This window comes from Cognatilysobacter terrigena (genome assembly GCF_004361065.1).
Lineage (GTDB): Bacteria > Pseudomonadota > Gammaproteobacteria > Xanthomonadales > Xanthomonadaceae > Cognatilysobacter > Cognatilysobacter terrigena.
This window is the reverse complement of sequence record NZ_SELT01000004.1, coordinates 116,696-136,149: the sequence shown is the minus strand read 5'-3', so window position 1 is coordinate 136,149 and position 19,454 is coordinate 116,696. Positions and strand designations below refer to the sequence as shown.

General features: G+C 68.5%; 20 protein-coding genes. 14 read left to right on the top strand and 6 right to left on the bottom strand.

The annotated features are described in order from the left end of the window. The 4 genes from EVS83_RS04795 to EVS83_RS15605 form a co-directional block, all read left to right on the top strand. On the top strand, positions 1-337 hold a 337-nt coding region (locus EVS83_RS04795; protein ID WP_133499882.1), incomplete at its 5' end, for an OmpA family protein. A gap of 362 nt (positions 338-699) precedes the next feature. Further along, on the top strand, positions 700-1,173 hold the full coding sequence (locus EVS83_RS04790; RefSeq protein WP_133499881.1) for a hypothetical protein: 474 nt from the start codon (positions 700-702) through the stop codon (positions 1,171-1,173). 6 nt (positions 1,174-1,179) lie between these two features. Continuing rightward, positions 1,180-1,959 carry a pseudouridine synthase gene (locus EVS83_RS04785; protein ID WP_133499880.1) on the top strand — a complete coding sequence of 260 codons (780 nt, stop codon included), beginning with the start codon at positions 1,180-1,182 and terminating at the stop codon, positions 1,957-1,959. A gap of 68 nt (positions 1,960-2,027) precedes the next feature. Next, positions 2,028-2,204 (top strand): hypothetical protein, encoded by a 177-nt coding sequence (locus EVS83_RS15605; RefSeq protein WP_166636805.1) that lies wholly within the window; start codon positions 2,028-2,030, stop codon positions 2,202-2,204. Between the two features lie 108 nt (positions 2,205-2,312). Here EVS83_RS15605 and EVS83_RS04780 read toward each other — a convergent pair whose 3' ends face one another. From EVS83_RS04780 to tdh, 5 genes are all read right to left on the bottom strand, one after another. Next, positions 2,313-2,702: an HNH endonuclease gene (locus EVS83_RS04780; RefSeq protein WP_133499879.1), complete on the bottom strand. Its 390-nt coding sequence runs from the start codon at positions 2,700-2,702 to the stop codon at positions 2,313-2,315. Continuing rightward, positions 2,702-3,661, bottom strand: coding sequence for a quinone oxidoreductase family protein (locus tag EVS83_RS04775; protein ID WP_133499878.1), 960 nt, complete (start codon positions 3,659-3,661; stop codon positions 2,702-2,704). The genes EVS83_RS04780 and EVS83_RS04775 overlap by 1 nt, the downstream gene beginning before the upstream one ends. A gap of 113 nt (positions 3,662-3,774) precedes the next feature. Further along, positions 3,775-4,968, bottom strand: coding sequence for a glycine C-acetyltransferase (gene kbl / locus EVS83_RS04770; RefSeq protein WP_133499877.1), 1,194 nt, complete (start codon positions 4,966-4,968; stop codon positions 3,775-3,777). Positions 4,969-4,994: 26 nt separating this feature from the next. After that, positions 4,995-5,246 carry a hypothetical protein gene (locus tag EVS83_RS04765; protein WP_133499876.1) on the bottom strand — a complete coding sequence of 84 codons (252 nt, stop codon included), beginning with the start codon at positions 5,244-5,246 and terminating at the stop codon, positions 4,995-4,997. A 10-nt stretch (positions 5,247-5,256) separates the two neighbouring features. Then, entirely contained in the window at positions 5,257-6,279 is a 1,023-nt protein-coding gene (tdh, locus tag EVS83_RS04760; protein ID WP_133499892.1) for an L-threonine 3-dehydrogenase, read from the bottom strand. Positions 6,280-6,447: 168 nt separating this feature from the next. Between tdh and EVS83_RS04755 the strand changes: the two genes are divergently transcribed. Both EVS83_RS04755 and EVS83_RS04750 read left to right on the top strand, forming a co-directional pair. Continuing rightward, positions 6,448-8,595: a S46 family peptidase gene (locus EVS83_RS04755; protein WP_133499875.1), complete on the top strand. Its 2,148-nt coding sequence runs from the start codon at positions 6,448-6,450 to the stop codon at positions 8,593-8,595. A gap of 167 nt (positions 8,596-8,762) precedes the next feature. After that, positions 8,763-10,853 (top strand): S46 family peptidase, encoded by a 2,091-nt coding sequence (locus EVS83_RS04750; RefSeq protein WP_208108688.1) that lies wholly within the window; start codon positions 8,763-8,765, stop codon positions 10,851-10,853. Positions 10,854-10,916: 63 nt separating this feature from the next. Here EVS83_RS04750 and EVS83_RS04745 read toward each other — a convergent pair whose 3' ends face one another. Beyond that, on the bottom strand, positions 10,917-11,315 hold the full coding sequence (locus tag EVS83_RS04745; protein ID WP_133499873.1) for a DUF3224 domain-containing protein: 399 nt from the start codon (positions 11,313-11,315) through the stop codon (positions 10,917-10,919). Positions 11,316-11,572: 257 nt separating this feature from the next. On the opposite strand from EVS83_RS04745, the gene serA reads away from it, so the two are divergent. The 8 genes from serA (at position 11,573) to EVS83_RS04705 (ending at position 19,452) form a co-directional block, all read left to right on the top strand. Beyond that, the gene (serA, locus tag EVS83_RS04740; RefSeq protein ID WP_133499872.1) at positions 11,573-13,150 is read left to right on the top strand and encodes a phosphoglycerate dehydrogenase; all 1,578 of its coding nucleotides are present in this window, start codon (positions 11,573-11,575) and stop codon (positions 13,148-13,150) included. An 18-nt stretch (positions 13,151-13,168) separates the two neighbouring features. Beyond that, positions 13,169-13,810, top strand: coding sequence for a histidine phosphatase family protein (locus EVS83_RS04735; RefSeq protein ID WP_133499871.1), 642 nt, complete (start codon positions 13,169-13,171; stop codon positions 13,808-13,810). 63 nt (positions 13,811-13,873) lie between these two features. Further along, complete coding sequence (folC, locus tag EVS83_RS04730) at positions 13,874-15,142, top strand: bifunctional tetrahydrofolate synthase/dihydrofolate synthase (RefSeq protein WP_133499870.1); 1,269 nt, start codon at positions 13,874-13,876, stop codon at positions 15,140-15,142. Positions 15,143-15,229: 87 nt separating this feature from the next. Further along, positions 15,230-16,228, top strand: coding sequence for an SPOR domain-containing protein (locus tag EVS83_RS04725; protein ID WP_133499869.1), 999 nt, complete (start codon positions 15,230-15,232; stop codon positions 16,226-16,228). Between the two features lie 4 nt (positions 16,229-16,232). Next, complete coding sequence (locus EVS83_RS04720) at positions 16,233-16,781, top strand: CvpA family protein (RefSeq protein ID WP_166636804.1); 549 nt, start codon at positions 16,233-16,235, stop codon at positions 16,779-16,781. A gap of 21 nt (positions 16,782-16,802) precedes the next feature. Beyond that, a complete protein-coding gene (gene purF / locus EVS83_RS04715; RefSeq protein ID WP_133499867.1) occupies positions 16,803-18,272 on the top strand; it encodes an amidophosphoribosyltransferase in 1,470 nt (489 codons plus the stop codon). After that, on the top strand, positions 18,272-18,646 hold the full coding sequence (locus tag EVS83_RS04710; RefSeq protein WP_208108687.1) for a ribonuclease E inhibitor RraB: 375 nt from the start codon (positions 18,272-18,274) through the stop codon (positions 18,644-18,646). The genes purF and EVS83_RS04710 overlap by 1 nt, the downstream gene beginning before the upstream one ends. Further along, positions 18,646-19,452, top strand: a complete 807-nt coding sequence (locus EVS83_RS04705; protein WP_133499866.1) for a ferritin-like domain-containing protein — start codon at positions 18,646-18,648, stop codon at positions 19,450-19,452. Before EVS83_RS04710 ends, EVS83_RS04705 begins: the two co-directional genes overlap by 1 nt. Positions 19,453-19,454: the final 2 nt, after the last annotated feature.

Genomic DNA, 19,454 nt, shown 5'->3' with positions numbered 1-19,454 from the left:
GGGCGTGAACTTCGACTTCGACAAGTCGACGCTGCGTCCGGACGCGATCGCGATCCTCGACGAGGCGGTCTCGATCCTCGGCCGTTACCCGGCGCTGCGCGTCGAAGTCGCCGGTCACACCGACCTGTGCGGCACCGATGCGTACAACCAGTCGCTGTCGGAGCGCCGCGCCCGTGCGGTGTACGACTACCTGACCGGTCACGGCATCGACGCGTCGCGTCTGGCCGGCCCGAACGGCTACGGCGAGAGCCGTCCGCTCGAGAACACGCCGCAGACGCTGCCGGCGTGCAAGAACGAGCGTAACCGTCGTACCGAGCTGAACGTGCAGAACCAGTAAGTCCGGTTCGCACCTGCTGTACCCCGAAGCCCGGCCTTGCGCCGGGCTTCTTTTTTGCGCCGAACGTCAGTGCCGAAGCGGGGCACGAGCAGGGGTACTCGCGCGTTCCGATCGAGGGACCGTAGGCGACGTAAGCATCTACCGCTCAAGGGGCTCTGCCGTCCATCTAACCGTCGAGACGCCACGCTCTGCTGCCCGAACATCGCGATCCGCACGCGCATCGCCACGCTTCAATGCGCAGCCGCCAACAAGATGTCATCGCAGAGACACCAACCGCCATCACAAGAAACGTCGAGTCCGGCAACGCGTTTTCACAAAGCGCGACGTATGCTGTCCGCCTGATCCGACCGCCGGAGTCCGCCATGCGTCGCCTCGTCCTTCTCTCGCTCGTACTCGCCAGTGGAAGCGCGTTCGCGCAGGACGCATGCACGGGCCTCGCGCGCACGTCGGCCGCGCCCGTCGCCGCGCCGGCGCTCGCGCCGGAACTGGTCGCACCCGCACCGCAGCTCGGCGCACCGAGTGGCGTGCTCGCGCAGGCGTTCGACCAAGCGCAGACCGTCGACGCCGTGCTGCTGCGCATCCGCATCGACAAGTGCCGCGCGACCGCGAACATCGGCAAGCCGGGCCAGTTCGTGCCGGGCATGGATCCCGCGTCGTACAAGCCGCAGACGCAGTACGACAACACGCCGTGGCGTTTCGACATGAACCAGAACGGCAAGCGCATGACGGCGGACGAATTCGACGCCTGGATGAAGGCGCGTGGCGTGCGCGTCGCCAAGGGTGCGCAGCCCGCACCGCCGCCCCCGCCGCCGCCGGCCGACGCCGACAAGAAGTAAGCGCCTATGCCGCCAGCGGTGCCGCGGCACGGGCTGGCGCGCGTGCTCTCCAAGCGCGGACTGTGTTCGCGCACGCAGGCCGCGGTGTGGATCCGCGACGGCCGCGTTTCCGTCAATGGACGCACCGTTCGCGATCCTGAGTTTCCGGTGCGCATGGACGTCGATCGTGTCGACGTCCGCGATCTCGATGAGGCCGCGGCGTCGCCGATCTACCTGATGCTCAACAAGCCGCGCGGCCTGGTCACGACTGCGCGGGACGAGCGGGGCCGCGACACGGTGTATCGCTGTTTCGATGGCGCGGATCTGCCATGGATCGCACCCGTGGGTCGCTTGGACAAGGCGAGTGAAGGCCTGCTGCTGTTCTCGAACGACCCGCGCTGGGCCGCCTCGATCACCGACCCCGAAACGCATCTGCGGAAGACCTACCACGTGCAGGTCGACCGTATTCCGGACGACGCGATGCTTCGCGCGATGGAAGCGGGGCTCGACGTCGAAGACGAACACCTCGCCGCGGTCAGCGCGACGCTGCTCCGCCAGGGCACGCGGAACGCTTGGATCGAAGTCGTCCTGGACGAAGGCCGCAATCGCCACATCCGGCGCCTGCTGGATGCGCTCGATATCGACGTGCTGCGGCTCGTGCGCGTCGCGATCGGTCCGCTGGTGCTCGGCGAACTCGCGAAAGGCACTTGGCGAGCGCTGTCATCCGCCGAGGCGGAAGCGCTGGGTCCCGTGCGAGCGACGAATGTGAAGGCCGCGTCGACATCGTCTTCAGATCAGCGGGCGTAGCGTCCTTCGACCGCTGCGGCCGGTGCGCGCGGCGGTCTTCGACTTACGCACCGCGGAGCCTCAAATCCATGGACCTGTTATTCGCGATCCTGCTGTATTTCGGCGTCATTCCGACGGCCGATGTCACCGGTGAGCCACCGACCACGGCGACGCTCGCCAGCGATCCGGCAGCGGCGACCGATCCGTCCGACAGCGGCGACGGCATCGCCAAGCCGCGGCCGTGCGGAAACCGCTGCTCGTACTGATTTCGACGTAGTTGCAAGGCGTCGACGCGCGACATCGCGCGCGACCCGACGATCACGTGAGGGCCGTCAACGCGGCGGTCGTGGGCGCCGTCGCGCCGTCGAAAGGCTTCACGCTCCGTCGTCGGGTTCGCGCCAGCGCGCAAGCCGCGTGTCGAGCAGCGACGTCACCACCTCGCGCGCACGTGCGTCGACGGGGCCGCGTGCGTCCGGCCCTTTGCCTTTGTCCTGGTTGCAGCGTGCGCACGCGACCGCGAGGTTGCGCGCGTCGTCCGCGTCATCGCTCACGCGCGCGGTCAGCGCAGCGGCCGCGCGCTTGCCGAACCACGCCTGCGGCACGACGTGTTCGAGCGAACTCGCACCCATCGCGGTGCCGTCCGCGCGGACCTGCAGGCGCGTGCGGCAATGCAGGCAGCGGGTTGTCCAGATGTCGCCGTCGAGTTGCGCTTCGCGGTCGGTCGCGAGCGCGCTCAGGAACAGGCGGCGCAGGGCAGGGCGCATCAGGGAATCAGCAGGACCTTGCCGAGCGCACGTCGGCTTTCGAGATGCGCATGCGCCGCAGCACCGTCGGCGAGCGGATAGCGCGCATCGATCGCGACGTGGAGATCGCCGCGTCGAACGGATTCGAAGAGCTGCGCGGCGCGCGTACGGCGATCGTCCGCGGTGCGGAGCACATTCCAGAGATCACCGCCGGTGATCGTCTTGGAGCCGTCCATGAGCACGCGGGGATCGACCGGATCCGGATCGCCACCCGCCATCCCGTAGAACACGACGGCGCCGCCAGTGCGCACCGCGCGCAACGAATCATGCAGCGTGCGACCGACCGAGTCGTACGCAACGTCGATGCCCACGGGTGCGAGGGATTGGACGCGCGAAACCCAGTCGCCGTCGTACGTCGTCGCCTTGTCGGCACCCGCACTGCGCGCGACATCGCATTTTGCTTCGGTGGACGCCAGCGCGATCACGCGCGCACCCGCCGCCCTCGCGAGTTGCACGAGAAGCTGGCCGACGCCGCCCGCAGCGGCGTGCACGAGCGCGACGTGTCCGCTGCTCAGCGCGAAGCTGTCGCGTACGAGGTACTGCGCGGTGAGCCCTTGCAGAAGCAGCGCGGAAGCGGAGTCGTGCTCGATGTCGTCGGGGAGGGGAATCAGGCGATCCACATCGACGGCGGCGAGTTCGGCATTCGCGAACGGCGCATCGGCAAACGCGACGCGATCGCCGACCGCGAAATCCGAGCCCTCCGGAGCGGACACGATCTCGCCCGAGCCTTCGTAACCCGCGATCCACGGCGGATCACCGGCCAGGTGGTAGTGGCCCTGCCGGCGATAGATGTCCGCGAAGTTGAGGCCGATCGCGCGCAGTCGCACGAGTGCCTGCCCGGCACCCGGCGTCGGATCCGGCACGTCGCGATAGACGAGGACGTCGGGACCGCCGAAGCGATCGAACGTGAGGGCTTTCATCGCGGCTCCGCGCAACGGCGGCTCGTCGGCCGCGGTGCGCAGAGCCTACGCGCGGTGGGGCCGATCGCGCGTCGACGCCATCGGCACGCTGCGTCCGATGGCGCGAGTGGCCGTCAGGCCTTGATGACGCCCAGTTCGCGACCGATACGCGTGAACGCGTCGATCGCGCGGTCGAGGTGTTCGCGCGTATGCGCGGCCGAGATCTGCGTGCGGATGCGCGCCTGGCCCTTCGGCACGACCGGGAAGAAGAAGCCGATCGCGTAGATGCCTTCTTCGAGCAGTCGCTCGGCGAAACGCTGCGCGAGCGGGGCGTCGTAGAGCATCACGGGGCTGATCGGATGCACGCCCGGCTTGATGTCGAAACCGGCCGCGACCATGCGCTCTCGGAAGTAGCGCGTGTTCTCCTGCAGTTGCGTGCGCAGGTCGCCCGCGGCGTCGAGCATCTCGAACGCCTTGATGCCGGCGGCGACGACATGCGGCGGCAGCGAGTTTGAGAACAGGTACGGACGCGAACGCTGACGCAACAGTTCGATGACTTCGCGCTTCGCCGTGGTGAAACCGCCGAGCGCGCCGCCCATCGCCTTGCCGAGCGTGCCGGTGATGATGTCGATCTTCTCGAGCACGCCCTTGACCTCGGCCGAGCCGCGGCCGGTCGCGCCGAGAAAGCCGGTCGCGTGGCACTCGTCGATGTGGACGAGCGCGCCGTACTTCGCGGCCAGCGCAGTGATCTCGTCGAGCGGCGCGATGAAGCCGTCCATCGAGAACACGCCGTCGGTGGTGATCATGATGGTGCGCGCGCCGTCGGCCTTGGCCTGCTGCAGCTGCTTTTCGAGATCCGCCATGTCGCAATTGGCGTAGCGGTAGCGCTTGGCCTTGCACAGGCGCACGCCGTCGATGATCGAGGCGTGGTTGAGCGCGTCGGAGATGATCGCGTCGTTCTCGTCGAGTAGCGGCTCGAACAGGCCGCCGTTCGCGTCGAAGCAGGCGGCGTAGAGGATGGTGTCTTCCTTGCCGAAGAACTTGGCGATGGTCTGCTCGAGGTCCTTGTGCAGGTCCTGCGTGCCGCAGATGAAGCGCACGCTGGCCATGCCGAAACCGTGCGTGTCCAGCGCCTTCTTCGCTTCCGCGATGATGTCCGGATGGTCGGCGAGGCCCAGGTAGTTGTTGGCGCAGAAGTTCAGCACGGTGCGGCCGTCGGCGAGCGTGATCTCGGCCGCCTGCGGCGACGTGATGATGCGCTCGGACTTGAACAGGCCCGCGTCGCGGATTTCGTTGAGGGTGGTTTCGTAGCGTTCGGTGAGTGACATGCGGTTCCTGCCCTCGGGCGGTGGGATCAGTCGCTGCTGGAGCTGTCGCCGCTGTCGCACGTGTCGCTCGACGACGACTCGTCGGACGTATCGCTGCAGCTGTCGGGCTCGAACGGCCGATCGTTGTTTTCGTTGGTGTCGTACGGATTGTCGTACGCGTTCACGGGCACGTAGCCGTCGGAGACGGAGCTCGACGTTCCCGGGCCGGCACTGCTATTGCGGGCGAGGAACGCCCAGCCCGCGATCACGATGACGAGGACGATGAGTACGAAACCCATCGTCGCGTCCTCAGTTCCAGCTCAGGACGATCTTGCCGCTCTTGCCGGCTTCCATCAGGTCGAAGCCTTCCTGGAATCGGTCGACCGGCAGCTGGTGCGTGAGCACCTTGCCGAGCGGGAAGCCGCTCAGCACGAGCTGCGTCATCTTGTACCAGGTCTCGTACATGCGGCGGCCGTAGATGCCGTGCAGCGTGAGGCCCTTGAAGATGATCTTGTCCCAGTCGGCGCCGGCGCCCTTGGGCATGATGCCGAGCATCGCGATCTTGCCGCCGTTGTACATGCAGTCGAGCATGTCGTTGAACGCGCGCGGATTGCCGCTCATCTCGAGGCCGACGTCGAAGCCCTCCATGTGGAGGTCCTTCATGACGTCCTTGAGCGAGGTGTTCGCGACGTTCACCACGCGCGTCGCACCCATGTCGGCGGCGAGCTTGAGGCGGTAGTCGTTGACGTCGGTGACGACGACGTTGCGCGCGCCGATGTGCTTGCAGATGCCCGCGGCGATGATGCCGATCGGGCCGGCGCCGGTGATCAGGACGTCTTCGCCGACCACATCGAATTCGAGTGCGCAGTGCGCCGCGTTGCCGTAAGGATCGAAGAACGCGGCCAGCTCGCTCGGGATCTGGTCCGGAATCGGCCACAGGTTCGAGGCCGGCATCACGATGTACTCGGCGAACGCGCCGTTGCGGTTCACGCCGATGCCGACGGTGTTCGGGCAGAGGTGCTGCTTGCCGGCGCGGCAGTTGCGGCAGTGGCCGCAGACGATGTGGCCTTCGGCCGACACGCGCTGGCCGACGGTGTAGCCGGTCACGCCGGTGCCCAGCGCCGAGATGCGGCCCACGAATTCATGCCCGATGACCAGGCCCGGCTTGATCGTGCGCTGGCTCCACTCGTCCCACATGTAGATGTGGAGGTCGGTGCCGCAGATCGCGGTCTTTTCGAGCTTGATCAGCACCTCGTTCGGGCCCGGCACCGGCACCGGCACCTCCTCCATCCAGATGCCCTTGGCGGCTTCGCGCTTGACGAGGGCGCGCATCATCGGCGCGGTGGGGGAGAGGGTGGCGGTCTCGGACATTGCGGAAGGCCTGCGACGCGCGGTGCGCGATGGAACGCGAATTATACGGACGCCCGCCTGAAGGCCTTGCCGGATTGCCGCGCCCGCGTCGCTGCCGCTATGGTCGGCGGCCGATCGAAGGGAACCACCATGCGCCGCCGTCTGCTCGCCACCGCCCTGTCCCTGTCCATCGCCCCGGCCGTCGCGTCGGAAGGCATGTGGATGCCGTCACAACTTCCCGACCTCGCACCGCAGGTGAAGGCCGCCGGCTTCGAGGGCGACCCCGCCGCGCTCGCCGACCTCACGCGTCCGCCGCTCAGTGCCGTGGTGAAGGTGGGCGGTGCGACCGGCGCGTTCGTGTCGAAGGACGGCCTGGTGCTCACCAACCACCACGTCGCGTTCCCGGTCATCCAGTACAACAGCCGCGCCGATCGCGACCTGATCGGGAACGGCTACGTCGCCAAGACCCGCGCCGAGGAACTGCCCGCCGCGCCGGACTACCGCGTGCTGGTGACCACCGGCTTCGATCGCATCACCGACCGCATCCTCGCGGGCGCGAAGGGCAAGAGCGGCCGTGCGTACTACGACGCCGTCGACGCCGCGACCAAGGCCGCGATCGAGGATTGCGAGCGCGAGGCGGGCATCCGCTGCAGCGTCGCCAACATGTACTACGGCACCGACTTCTACCTGATCCGCCAGCTCGAGCTGCGCGACATCCGGCTCGTCTACGCGCCGCCGGATTCCATCGGCAACTACGGCGACGAGGTCGACAACTTCGTGTGGCCGCGTCACTCCGGCGATTTCACCGTGCTACGCGCCTACGTCGGTCGCGACGGCAAGCCGGCCGACTACAGCGCGGACAACGTGCCGTACAACCCGCCGGCGCATCTGCAGGTGTCGACGCGCAACGTCGGCGAGGGCGACTTCGCGATGCTCGCGGGCTATCCCGGCATCACCTATCGCCACCGCATGGCCCGCGAATTCGTGCAGCAGATCGGCTGGCAGCTGCCGACGCGCGTGGCGCTGAGCCAGGGCGTGATCGACACGATCGACAAGTCCGCCGCGACGCCCGAGGCGAAGGTGCTCTACGCGTCGCAGGTTCAGAGCCTGAAGAACACGCTGAAGCGCGCGCAGGGCGAACTGGACGGACTGCGTCGCAGCGATGCGGCCACCGTGCGCAAGAACGACGAAGCGCAGATGCTCGCGTGGCTGGCGAAGCAGCCGTCCGCGAAGGCGACGCGCGCCGACATCGCCGCGGTGCAGGCGCTGCTCGATCAGGCGGCCACCGTGCGCGACCGCGACCAGCTGCTCGGCATGATCCGGTCGCAGACGCAGCTGATGCGCGCCGCGATCACGCTGCAGCGTCTCGCGCACGAACGCACCAAGCCGGACGCGCAACGTGAACTCGGTTATCAGCAGCGCGACGAAGCGCTGATCACCGGCCAGATGAAGCAGGTGCAGCGCCGATTCGACCCGGCGGTCGAGAAGGCGGTGCTGACGTATCTCGTGTCGCAGTACCAGGCGCTGCCGGCGGCGCAGCACGTCGCGGAAGTCGATGCGGTGTTCGGTCGCACGCCGGACGAACTGCGCGCGCGTCTCGACGCGCTCTACGCCGGCACCAAGCTCGGCGACGAGGCGACACGCCTGGCGGCGATGTCGCGCGACGCGGCGTCGCTGTCCACCGACGCCGATCCGCTCCTGCGCGCCGCGGCAACGCTGCAGCCCGCGCTCCTGCGCATCGAGGACGAGGCGAAGGTGCGCGATGGCGAGCTGCTGCGTCTGCGGCCGTCGTACATGAAGGCGCTGATCGCGTACCGGCAGTCGCAGGGGCGTGCGGTGTATCCGGACGCGAACTCCACCCTGCGCGTCAGCTACGGCAACCTGCGCGGCATGGATCCGCGCGACGGCGTGCACTACGTCCCGGTGACGACGGTGGCCGGTATCACCGAAAAGCACACCGGCGTGAAGCCGTTCGATGCGCCGAAGCCGCTCCGCGACGCGATCGCCAAGGGCGATTTCGGCAGCACCGCCGATCCCAAGCTGAACACGCAGACGGTCGACATCCTCCCCGATCTCGACACCACCGGCGGCAATTCCGGCTCACCCGTGCTCGACGCCGAAGGCAAGCTCATCGCGCTCAACTTCGACAGCAACTGGGAAGCCGTGAGCGCGAGCTGGATGTACGACCCGCGCTACAAGCGCGCCATTCATGTCGACATGCGCTACATGCGCTGGCTGATGGCGAAGGTGTACCCGGCGCCGCAACTGCTCGCGGAGATGGGCCTGCCCGCGGAATGAACATCGCGCGCTGTGACACGCGTCCTGCGTGTTGCAGCGCACGCATTGGCTAGACTCGACCGCCCACACGCATCAACGGAGTTTTCTTCATGCGCATCCACCGCCTCGCCCTCGCCACGTTCGCCGCGCTCGCGGCCATTTCCACGAGCGCGGTCGCGGTCGAAGGCATGTGGGTGCCGCAGCAATTGCCGGAAATCTCAACGCAGCTGAAGAAGGCGGGCCTGAAGCTCGACGCACGCCAGCTCGCGGATCTCACCGGCGATCCGATGGCGTCGGTGGTCTCGCTCGGCGGTTGCACGGCAAGCTTCGTCTCGCCGAAGGGCCTCGTCGTCACCAACCATCACTGCGCCTACGGTGCGATCCAGCTGAATTCGTCAGCCCAGAAGAACCTCATCGAAACCGGTTTCAATGCGACGACGCCGGGCGAGGAACTCTCCGCCGGCCCGAACGCGCGCATCTACGCGCTCGATTCGATCCAGGACGTCACCAAGACGGTGAAGGCCGCGATCGCCGCCGCGCCCGATGCGTTGGGCCGCACGAAGGCGCTGGATGCGATCGAGAAGAAGCTCGTCGCGGACTGCGAGGCGCCGACGGGGTATCGCTGCCGCCTGTACAGCTTCAGTGGCGGCAACACGTATCGCCTGTTCAAGAATCTCGAGATCAAGGACGTCCGACTCGTCTACGCGCCGCCTCGCAGCGTCGGCAACTACGGTGGCGAGGTCGACAACTGGATGTGGCCGCGCCACACCGGCGACTTCTCGTTCTATCGCGCGTACGTCGGCAAGGACGGCCGTCCCGCCGCGTACTCGCCGGACAACGTGCCGTACACGCCGAAGCATTTCCTGAAGATTGCCGACAAGCCGCTGGGCGAGGGCGACTTCGTGATGGTGGCGGGCTACCCGGGCAGCACGAGCCGCTACGCGCTCGCGAGCGAATTTGACCAGACGGCGAACTGGGCGTATCCGACCATCGGCCAGCACTACAAGAACCTGGTGTCGCTCGTCGAAAACGCGGGCCGCCGCAATCCGGATATCGCGGTGAAGTACGCCGCAACGGTGCGCAGCTGGCAGAACGTGCTGAAGAACTACGACGGGCAGCTGGAAGGTTTCCGCCGCATCGATGCCGGCGCGCGCAAGCATCGCGAGGAAGAAGCGGTGCTCGCGTGGCTGAAGGGGCAGGGCTCGCGCGGTGCAGCGGGTCTCGCGGCCTACGAACGCCTGCAGCAGCTCGGCGACGAGGCGCGCGCGCATCGCGAACGCGACCTCGTGTTCGGCCAGCTGCGCAGCACCGGCGTGCTCGGCGCGGCGACGCAGATCTATCGCACGTCGGTGGAACGCGAGAAGCCGGACCTGCAGCGCGAACCGGGCTACATGCAGCGCGACATGCCGTCGCTCGAAGGCGCGCTGCGCCAGATGGAGCGTCGTTACCAGCCGCAGATGGATCGCGAGCTGATCGGCTACTGGCTGCGCGAGTACGTGAAGCTGCCGGCGTCCGAGCACATCGCGTCGGTCGATAAGTGGTTGGGCGGCAGCGATGCCAAGGCCGTGGATCGCGCGCTCGATCGCCTCGCGAAGACCAAGCTCGGGGACACGCAGGTGCGCGTCGCGCTGCTGAGCGCCGATCGCGCTGCGCTGGAGAAGTCGAAGGATCCGGCGATCCAGTTCGCGGTCGCCGTGATGCCTGACGTGCTGCGCCTCGAGGAAGAGGCGAAGACGCGCGCGGGCGATTCGCTGGTCGCGCGTCCCGAGTTCCTACAGGCGCTCGCCGACTACCGCAAGGCGCACGGGCAGGCGGTGTACCCGGATGCGAACTCGTCGCTGCGCATCACCTATGGCCACGTGATGGGCTACACCAAGCCCAGCGGCGCGAAGCAGCCGTCGTTCACCACGTTGGAGCAGGTCGCGCAGAAGGCGACTGGCAAGGACCCGTTCGATGCGCCTCAGGTCGAGCTCGATGCGATCCGGGCGAAGAACTACGGTGGCCTCGCCGACAAGCGCCTCGGCACGGTGCCGGTGAATTTTCTGTCCGACCTCGACATCACCGGCGGCAATTCCGGTTCGCCGGTGCTCGACGCGCAAGGCAAGCTCGTCGGCCTCGCGTTCGACGGCAACTGGGAGTCGGTGAGCAGCAACTGGGTGTTCGACCCGGCGATGACGCGCATGATCGCGGTCGACCAGCGCTACATGCGCTGGATCATGCAGGAGGTCTATCCGGCGCCGCAGCTGCTGCAGGAACTCAACGTTCCCGAGAAGAAGTAACGTCGTCCGATGCGAAAAGGCCGGCGAAATCGCCGGCCTTTTTCGTTGTCGGAGGTCGCAGCGTCAGGCCGCCGGCAACGTGTAATCGAGCGTGTACGCGTGCTCGCCGTTGGTGATGTCGATCGTCATCGTGCCACGCAGACCCGTGAGTTCGTCCGTCCCCGAATCCGGCACGACCTCGACGCGCAGCGACGGGTGCCCGCGGTCCATCACGCCGAAGTGCATCATGGAGAACGCGCCGCTGCGGCCGTCGAGTGTGCCGTCGAGGCGTTCGATCGCGACATAACCGGCCGAGCCCTCCACGGCGGTCCCCACGGCCATCATGTGCACGACGCTCGTCGCCCGCAGCGGGCCCTCGAACGTCTTGTCGAAGCGCAGGTGCATGCCCTGCGCGTCGCCGCCCAGATCGAGCGCGCCCTGCGGCGTGCGTTTGACGTCGAAGCGTCCGTGGGCGACGGGCATGGCGGTCTCCGCGTTGAAATCGAATTCCATAATCGCTTGCACGCCGCCGGTCGGCCAGCGCTTGTCGACGAACGCGCGTCTGCTAGTCTCCAACGCGTCGCGGATTCCCATGCCAGCCGGCCCCGTCTCCCGACCGACGACCGCATGCCGTGCATGCATGCAGCACCGCAGGTCCGCATTACCGTCGACGCGTCTTCACGCACGACGGCCGGCTGGCAGGACATCCGCGCATCCCTCACACAAGGAGCGCGACGACGATGCGAGTGCTGGCATGCGATGGAATTCATGACGACGGCCTGACGCTGTTCCGCAATGCGGGCTGGGACGTTCTCGTCGCCCCCGAACCGATCAAGGACCCCGACGCCTTGGCGCTCGCGCTCGCGGATGTCGACGCGGTGCTCGTTCGATCGGCGACCAAGGTGCCGGCTGAAGCCCTGGCGCAGGCGACCAAGCTCAAGGTGATCGGCCGTGCCGGCGCGGGCGTCGACACCATCGATGTCGACGCCGCCACCGCGCGCGGCATCGCAGTGATGAACGCACCCGACGGCAATACGCTCGCCGCGGCGGAGCATGCGATCGCGCTGCTGTTCGCACTCGCGCGCCACATCCCGCGCGCCGACGCCGGCATGAAGGCCGGCGAATGGCCGAAGGCGGGGCTCACGGGCTTCGAACTCGAAGGCAAGCGGCTCGGCGTGATCGGCCTCGGCCGCATCGGCAGCACGGTCGCGCGCAAGGCGCGCGGCATCGGCATGGAAGTTGCGGCGTACGACCCGTTCCTCCCGGCGTCGGCCGCGGGCAAGGGCAGCGTGCCGTTGATGTCGCTCGATGACCTGCTCGCCTGGGCCGACATCGTCACGCTGCACATCCCGCGCACGAAGGAAACGACGAACCTGCTGTCCGAAGCGCGCATGCGTTCGATGAAGCCGGGCGCGATGCTGATCAACGCGGCGCGCGGCGGCCTCGTCGACGAAGCGGCCTTGCTGCGCCTGCTCGACGAGGGCCATCTGGCCGGCGCGGCGCTGGATACGTTCGTCACCGAACCGCTCGCCTCCGACTCTTCGTTGCGCTCGCATCCGAACTTGGTGCTGACGCCGCATCTCGGCGCGTCGACCAGCGAAGCGCAGCAGGCCGTCAGCACCATCCTTGCGCGACAGATCATCGATTTCGTCGCGACTGGCGCGGTCGCCGGCTGCGTCAACCTGCCGCCGCTTACGGCGGAGGCGGCGCGCGAAGTGGGCCCGTGGATGCCGTTGATGACAGCGCTTGGCCGCGTCGCTTCGCGGCTCGTGCCGGCGCCGACGCGCCTGCAGATCCGCTATGCCGGCCGCACCGACGGACTCGATACGCGTCCGCTGACGCGCTTGCTGGTTGCATCGCTGCTCGGCGCCGCGTCGGGTCGCGTGACCCCGGTCAACGCGCTGCAGGAAGCCGCGGCGCGCGGGCTGGAAGTGTCGGAAACGATCGGCGGCGAAGGCGATGGCTACGACCGCCTCGTGCGACTCACCATCGAAGGCGACAACGGTGATCGCGCCGTTCGACGCGAGATCGACGCGACGTTGCATCGCGCGCCACGCGTCGTTGCGCTCGATGGCGTCGAGATCGAATTCGATCCGCTCGCGCACGTGCTGCTGATGCGCAACGAGGATCGCCCCGGCATGGTCGGCATCGTCGGCTCGCAGCTCGGCGCGGCCGGCATCAACATCATCAATTTCGCGCTGGGCGCGTCCGGCGACGGCTACGCGCGCGCCGCGATCACCATCGATCGCGAGATCGACGACGCGCAACTCGACGTGCTGCGCGCGACGCCCGGCGTCTTCTCCATCCAGCAGATCTGACGCAGGACGACGCCCGACATGAAGATCATCCTCGCCCGTCACGGCGAAACGCCGTGGAACGCCGAAGGCCGTTACCAGGGGCAGGTCGACATTCCGCTCTCGCCAGTCGGCGAAGGTCAGGCGCGCGCACTCGCACAGCGCCTGCACGACGTGCCGATCACGCGGGCGATCGCATCGCCGCTCACGCGTGCACGTCGCACCGCGGAAATCGCGCTCGGCGATCGCGCGCCGATGCTGGGTACCGATCCCGGCCTCATGGAGATCGCACACGGCGAGTGGGAGGGCCTGCTCGCCGCGGAAATCCGCGATCGCGACGGTGAACGGCTTGCCGCTTGGCGCGACACGCCGCACGACGTGCTGATGCCCGGCGGCGAGTCGCTGCAGCATGTGCTCGATCGCGCATGGCCTGCATTCACGCGGGCCTGCGAAGGGCTCGACGCGGACGACACGCTGCTGATCGTCGCGCACGATGCGGTCAACCGTGTGCTGCTCTGTCGCATCCTCGGCCTGCCACTGGCGAATCTCTGGCGCTTCCGCCAGGCGCCGACGACGCTGAACCTGCTGGAAGGTCCGGATGTCGACCGGCTGGACGTCGTGCGCCTCAACGACTGCACGCACCACACCGCGCTGTTCGGCGAAGCGGTGCATCGCGCGCTGTAGAACGCAGCGTCCGCCATCGCCCGCGTCGGCGATGGCGGTGGCCGCGCGGCCTACAATTCGCGCATGACGTCCGAACTCGACACCTGGCTCGCCCGCCTCGAACAGCAGCACCCGCGCAGCGTCGATCTTGGCCTCGACCGCATCCGCGCCGTGCACACGCGCCTCGGGCTGACGAAGCCGGCGCCCGTCGTGATCACCGTTGGCGGCACCAACGGCAAGGGGTCGACGGTCGCGTTCATCGAGGCGATCGCGCGCGCGCAAGGGCTGCGCGTTGGCGCGTACACGTCGCCGCATCTGCTGCACTACAACGAGCGCATCCGCATCGACGGCCACGATGCGGATGACGCGTCCATCGTCGAAGCATTCGAAGCCATCGAAGCGGCGCGCGGCGACACTACGCTGACGTATTTCGAAGTCGGCACGCTCGCCGCGTTGTGGCTGTTCGAGCGCGCCGATCTGGATCTCGCGATCCTCGAAGTCGGCCTCGGCGGGCGATTGGATGCGACGAACCTGATCGACGCGGACGTCGCGGTGATCACCACCGTCGACATCGACCACACCGATTGGCTGGGCCCGGACGTCGAATCGATCGGCTTCGAAAAAGCCGGCATCGCACGTGCGTGGACGCCGCTGATTCTCGGCGACGACGACCCGCCGTCGAGCGTGTTGCGGCACGCCTATGGGATCGGCGCGAAGGCGCTGCGCATCGGCTGCGACTTCTTTTTCGACCCGCAAGCCGATGCCGACACGTGGCAGTGGCGCGCGGTGGGCGAGCAGTACGAGCTGCCGCGTCCCTCGCTCGCAGCACCGTCGCAGCTGCGCAATGCGGCCGTCGCGATCGCCGCGCTGCGCTCGAGTCCGCTCGACATCGGCGAACGCGCGATCGCGGACGGCGTGGCGAATGCGCGGATCGCGGGGCGGTTGCAGCGCATCGAGCGCAACGGCGTCGACTACGTCGTCGACGTCGCGCACAACCCGCAGGCGGCGCGCGAACTGGCGGCGTGGCTGTCGCGCACGCCGTCGCCGGGTCGGACGATCGCGCTGTTCGCCGCGTTAGGGGACAAGGACGCGGCGGGGGTCGTCGAGGCGCTCGCGCCGTCCGTGGACGCATGGAACATCGCGGGCCTGGCGGGTCATGGTCCGCGGGCGGTGGACGTGGCGACCTTCGCCGGGCGTCTCGCGGGAACGGCCGCTGCGACGGCAACGCGCTGGGACGATGTCGCTTCGGCCATCCACGGCATCGACGCGCACCCGGGCGATCGCGTGCTGGTCTTCGGCTCGTTCCACACGGTGGCGGACGCGTTGCACGCGCTCGGAGCCACCGGCCGCTGAACGCGGAACCCAGCGGCCGGGCACGCGGAACCCGGCGGGTATAATTCGCCGCGACAAGGCGGGCCGCCCCCGCCGCATGCGGACGCGATGGAACCTGCCCTGAAACAGCGGCTGCTCGGCGCGGCGGTGCTCGTCGCGCTGGCGGTGGTCTTCCTCCCCCTCCTCGTGATGGATCCCGCGCCCGACAGCGGCGCATCGCGCGTTCCCCTGAAGGTGCCGCCGGCGCCCGAAGCCGCGAACGGCGACACGAAGACGGTCGATCTCGCGCTCGTCGAGCCCACCGGGAAGCCGGTGCTGTCGGCGCCTGTCGAGGCGTCCACCGCGGCGCCCGAAGCCGCTCCGGCCGCGCCTGCGCCCACGACGCCGGCGACCGCCGCCGGCAACTACGCCGTCAACTTCGGCAGCTACGCGACGCCCGCCGACGCGGCGCGCGTGATCGCCGCGCTGTCCGCCGCACGCCTGCCGGCCTACCAGGAGCCGACGGCGCTCGGCACGCGCACCGTGCACCGTGTGCGCATCGGTCCGTTCGCGACGTCCGCCGACGCCGAAGCCGCCCGCCTCGCCGCGGGCCGCGTCCGCAGCGACATCAACGCCAAGGTCGTCGTGCTCGACGCCGACGCCGCGACGCCCGCCAAGCCCGCCGCGACCACGACCCCTGCACCGTCGACGCCCGCCGTCGCCGTCGCAGCGCTCCCGCCCGCGCCGACGACGGCCACGGCGAAGCCCACGACGCCCGACAGCACGACCGTCACCGCTGGCACGCAGCGCCCCGCGCCCGCCGCGAGCGCGCCGCCGAAGCCCGCGACGCCGCCCGCACCGCCTGCAGCGACGAGCGCACCGGCCGCGGCCAACGTCGGTTTCGCCGTGCAGCTCGGCGCGTTCGCCGATGCGGACGAAGCCACGCGCCTGCGCGATCGCGCGCGCGCCGCCGGCTTCTCGGCGTTCGTCGAACAGGTGCACACCGATCGCGGCAACCTCAGCCGTGTGCGCGTTGGCCCGGTGCCGGATCGCGCGGCCGCCGATGCGCTGCGCACGCAGGTCGCGTCGAAGCTCGGCGTCAACGGCATCGTGCGGCCGCATCCGTAAATCGATGAGCGCGCTCGACTGGCTGCTGGTGGCGATCCTCGGCGTTTCGGCGCTGACGGGCCTGATGCGCGGCTTCGTCGGGGTGATCGCGTCGTTCGCCGCGTGGCTGCTCGGCGGCACGTCGGCGCTGCTGTTCGGTGGCGGCGCGGCCGACATGATTGCGGGCGGCCCGAATCCGTCGCCGGTGCAGATGCTGGTCGGGTATGCGCTGTGTTTCATCGCGACGTCGATCGTCGTCGCGCTCATCGCCTATCTGGTGCGACGCGCACTCAAGGCCGCCGGGCTCGATGGCGTCGACCGCATGCTCGGGCTCGCGCTGGGCGGCGTACGCGGCATCGCGATGGCGTGCGCGGTCGTGCTGCTGCTCGGTTTCACGCCGCTGCCGCGCCAGCGGCCGTGGCAGGCCTCCGCGCTCGTGCCGGTGTTCAAGCCGGGCGCGCGATGGCTGTCGACGTGGTTGCCGGTGGGCGTGCGTGCGCACCTCGATCTCGACGGCACTACGCCCGCTGGCAATTTCCCCGCGCTGCCCCCACTTCCGCAGCTTCCCGCCTGATTTACTGCAGGACATCGAACCATGTGCGGCATCATCGGAATCGTCGGCCAAAGCGACGTCGCAGGGCAGCTCTACGACGGGCTGACCGTGCTCCAGCATCGCGGCCAGGACGCCGCCGGCATCGCCACCGCGAGCGGCTCCAAGATCCGCGTGCACAAGGGCAATGGCCTCGTCAGCGACGTGTTCGACGAGGCGGCGATGCAGCTGCTGCACGGGCACTTTGGCATCGGCCACTGCCGCTATCCCACCGCTGGCAGCGCCGGTTGCGATGAAGCGCAGCCGTTCTACGTGAACTCGCCGTACGGCATCGCGCTCGCGCACAACGGCAACCTGATCAACACCGACGCGCTGCGTCGCGAGGTGTTCGAGCAGGACAAGCGCAACGTCAACACTGAGTCCGACTCGGAAGTGCTGCTCAACGTGTTCGCGCACGAGCTCGACGTGCAGGGCGTGCTGTCGCCGGAGTCGATCTTCAAGGCGATCGAAGGCGTGCATCGCCGCTGCGTCGGCGGGTACGCCGTCGTTGCGACGGTGCTCGGTTTCGGCCTCGTCGCGTTCCGCGACCCGAACGGCATCCGCCCGCTGGTGCTCGGCAAGCGCAGCAGCAACGGTCGGGACGAATACGCGGTCGCGTCCGAGTCCGTCGCGCTCGACCTGCTGGGCTACGAACGCCTGCGCGACGTGCGCCCGGGCGAGGGCGTCGTCGTCACTGCGGACGGCACGCTGCATACGCGCCTCTGCGCGGGCGAGCGCGAGCCGACGCCGTGCATCTTCGAATACGTCTACTTCGCGCGCCCCGACTCGATGATGGACGACGTCTCGGTGCACAAGGCGCGCATGCGTATGGGCCAGAAGCTCGGCGAAAAGATCCTGCGTCTGCGCCCCGATCACGACATCGACGTCGTCATCCCGATTCCCGATACGTCGCGCGACGCCGCGCTGGAAATCGCCAACGTGCTCGGCGTGAAGTACCGCGAAGGTTTCATCAAGAACCGCTACGTCGGCCGCACCTTCATCATGCCGGGGCAGGGCGAGCGCGCGAAGTCGGTGCGTCGCAAGCTCAATCCGATCCCGCTCGAGTTCCGCAACCGCAACGTGCTGCTGGTCGACGACTCGATCGTGCGTGGCACCACGTCCAAGCAGATCGTGCAGATGGCGCGCGATGCGGGCGCGAGCAAGGTGTATCTCGCCTCCGCCGCGCCGGCCGTGCGTTATCCGAACATCTACGGCATCGACATGCCGTCGGCCGACGAGCTCGTCGCGCACGACCGCACCGATGAGCAGGTGCAGGAGCTGCTCGGCTGCGACTGGCTGATCTACCAGGATCTCGCCGACCTCGAAGAAGCCGTGTCGGGCCCGAAGCACCGCATCGACGCGTTCGATTCGTCGTGCTTCAACGGCGACTACGTGACGGGCGTCGAGCCCGGCTACTTCGAGCGCATCAAGCAGCTGCGCTCCGATGCGGCCAAGCAGGCGCGCAAGGTCGCCTGATGAAGTCGCTGCAGTTCGCGATGATCCCGGACGACGAAAACGGCGACGTGCTGCGCGCCATGCTCGAGGACGGCGACGACCTCACCATTCCGCGCGAGATCGATTTCCATCTCGTGTTCGGCGACGAAGCGGCGGCGCGCGCATTCGTCGCAGCGGTGAATGAACGCCCGGACCTGATCGTCTCGGTGCCGGGCGTCGACGACGAAGGCATCTGGCAGGTGACGGCGAGCCGGCACATGGTGCCGAGGCATGCGGACATCACGAAGCTCGAGCACGAGCTGACGGCGCTCGCGGAATCGTTCGGCGGTTATCCCGACGGCTGGGAATGCTCGCGCGCCGCGGGTCCCGTCGACGGAGACGACGCGGTCGCGTGATGGCGGGCGATCTGCACGCCGCCGCGCACGACTGCCTGCGCGCGGCGACACCGGAGGCGAAGGTCGAGCGTACGTTCGATGCGTTCGCACGCTTCTCGCGCGGCGAACTTGCGCCCTCGGACACCAGCGACGCACCTGCGCCGATCGCGATGCCGGGCCGCCCCGAGCGGCCGCGACTCGTCCACGCCCGTGATCTGCCCAAGCGCGGCTTCGGCACGACGGAAGGCCTGGCCGCGTTCGTGCATGCGATCGCACACATCGAGTTCAACGCGATCGACCTCGCCTGGGATGCGGCCTATCGCTATCGCGGCATGCCGGCGCAGTTCTATGCCGACTGGGCATCGGTCGCGAACGACGAAGCACGCCACTTCACGATGCTGCGCGGCCGCCTGCGCGAACTCGGTTACGACTACGGCGACTTCGACGCGCACAACGGCCTGTGGGAAATGGCCGAGAAGACTGCACACGACGGCCTGGCCCGCATGGCGCTGGTGCCGCGCGTGCTCGAAGCGCGTGGACTCGACGTCACGCCCGGCATGATCGTGAAGCTGCGCGCGCGCGGCGACGATGCGACCGCCGACATTCTCGACGTCATCCTGCGCGAGGAGGTCGGGCACGTCGCCGCGGGCAGTCGATGGTTCCGCTGGCATTGCGCGCAACGCGGTCTCGAACCACAGCGCACGTTCAAAGCACTGCTCGCCGAGTACGCGCGTGCCGTGCTGTACGGCCCGTTCAATCGCCAGGCGCGGCTCGAAGCCGGCTTCGACGCAGACGAACTCGAGTCGCTGGAAACGTTGGCGAACTGACG

Excerpts from the sequence above, each read along its gene's own strand:
- EVS83_RS04790 (WP_133499881.1), top strand. The coding sequence starts at position 700 with ATGCGTCGCCTCGTCCTTCTCTCGCTCGTACTCGCCAGTGGAAGCGCG.
- EVS83_RS04785 (WP_133499880.1), top strand. The coding sequence starts at position 1,180 with ATGCCGCCAGCGGTGCCGCGGCACGGGCTGGCGCGCGTGCTCTCCAAG.
- EVS83_RS15605 (WP_166636805.1), top strand. The coding sequence starts at position 2,028 with ATGGACCTGTTATTCGCGATCCTGCTGTATTTCGGCGTCATTCCGACG.
- EVS83_RS04780 (WP_133499879.1), bottom strand. The coding sequence starts at position 2,702 with ATGCGCCCTGCCCTGCGCCGCCTGTTCCTGAGCGCGCTCGCGACCGAC.
- EVS83_RS04775 (WP_133499878.1), bottom strand. The coding sequence starts at position 3,661 with ATGAAAGCCCTCACGTTCGATCGCTTCGGCGGTCCCGACGTCCTCGTC.
- kbl (WP_133499877.1), bottom strand. The coding sequence starts at position 4,968 with ATGTCACTCACCGAACGCTACGAAACCACCCTCAACGAAATCCGCGAC.
- EVS83_RS04765 (WP_133499876.1), bottom strand. The coding sequence starts at position 5,246 with ATGGGTTTCGTACTCATCGTCCTCGTCATCGTGATCGCGGGCTGGGCG.
- tdh (WP_133499892.1), bottom strand. The coding sequence starts at position 6,279 with ATGCGCGCCCTCGTCAAGCGCGAAGCCGCCAAGGGCATCTGGATGGAG.
- EVS83_RS04755 (WP_133499875.1), top strand. The coding sequence starts at position 6,448 with ATGCGCCGCCGTCTGCTCGCCACCGCCCTGTCCCTGTCCATCGCCCCG.
- EVS83_RS04750 (WP_208108688.1), top strand. The coding sequence starts at position 8,763 with ATGTGGGTGCCGCAGCAATTGCCGGAAATCTCAACGCAGCTGAAGAAG.
- EVS83_RS04745 (WP_133499873.1), bottom strand. The coding sequence starts at position 11,315 with ATGCCCGTCGCCCACGGACGCTTCGACGTCAAACGCACGCCGCAGGGC.
- serA (WP_133499872.1), top strand. The coding sequence starts at position 11,573 with ATGCGAGTGCTGGCATGCGATGGAATTCATGACGACGGCCTGACGCTG.
- EVS83_RS04735 (WP_133499871.1), top strand. The coding sequence starts at position 13,169 with ATGAAGATCATCCTCGCCCGTCACGGCGAAACGCCGTGGAACGCCGAA.
- folC (WP_133499870.1), top strand. The coding sequence starts at position 13,874 with ATGACGTCCGAACTCGACACCTGGCTCGCCCGCCTCGAACAGCAGCAC.
- EVS83_RS04725 (WP_133499869.1), top strand. The coding sequence starts at position 15,230 with ATGGAACCTGCCCTGAAACAGCGGCTGCTCGGCGCGGCGGTGCTCGTC.
- EVS83_RS04720 (WP_166636804.1), top strand. The coding sequence starts at position 16,233 with ATGAGCGCGCTCGACTGGCTGCTGGTGGCGATCCTCGGCGTTTCGGCG.
- purF (WP_133499867.1), top strand. The coding sequence starts at position 16,803 with ATGTGCGGCATCATCGGAATCGTCGGCCAAAGCGACGTCGCAGGGCAG.
- EVS83_RS04710 (WP_208108687.1), top strand. The coding sequence starts at position 18,272 with ATGAAGTCGCTGCAGTTCGCGATGATCCCGGACGACGAAAACGGCGAC.
- EVS83_RS04705 (WP_133499866.1), top strand. The coding sequence starts at position 18,646 with ATGGCGGGCGATCTGCACGCCGCCGCGCACGACTGCCTGCGCGCGGCG.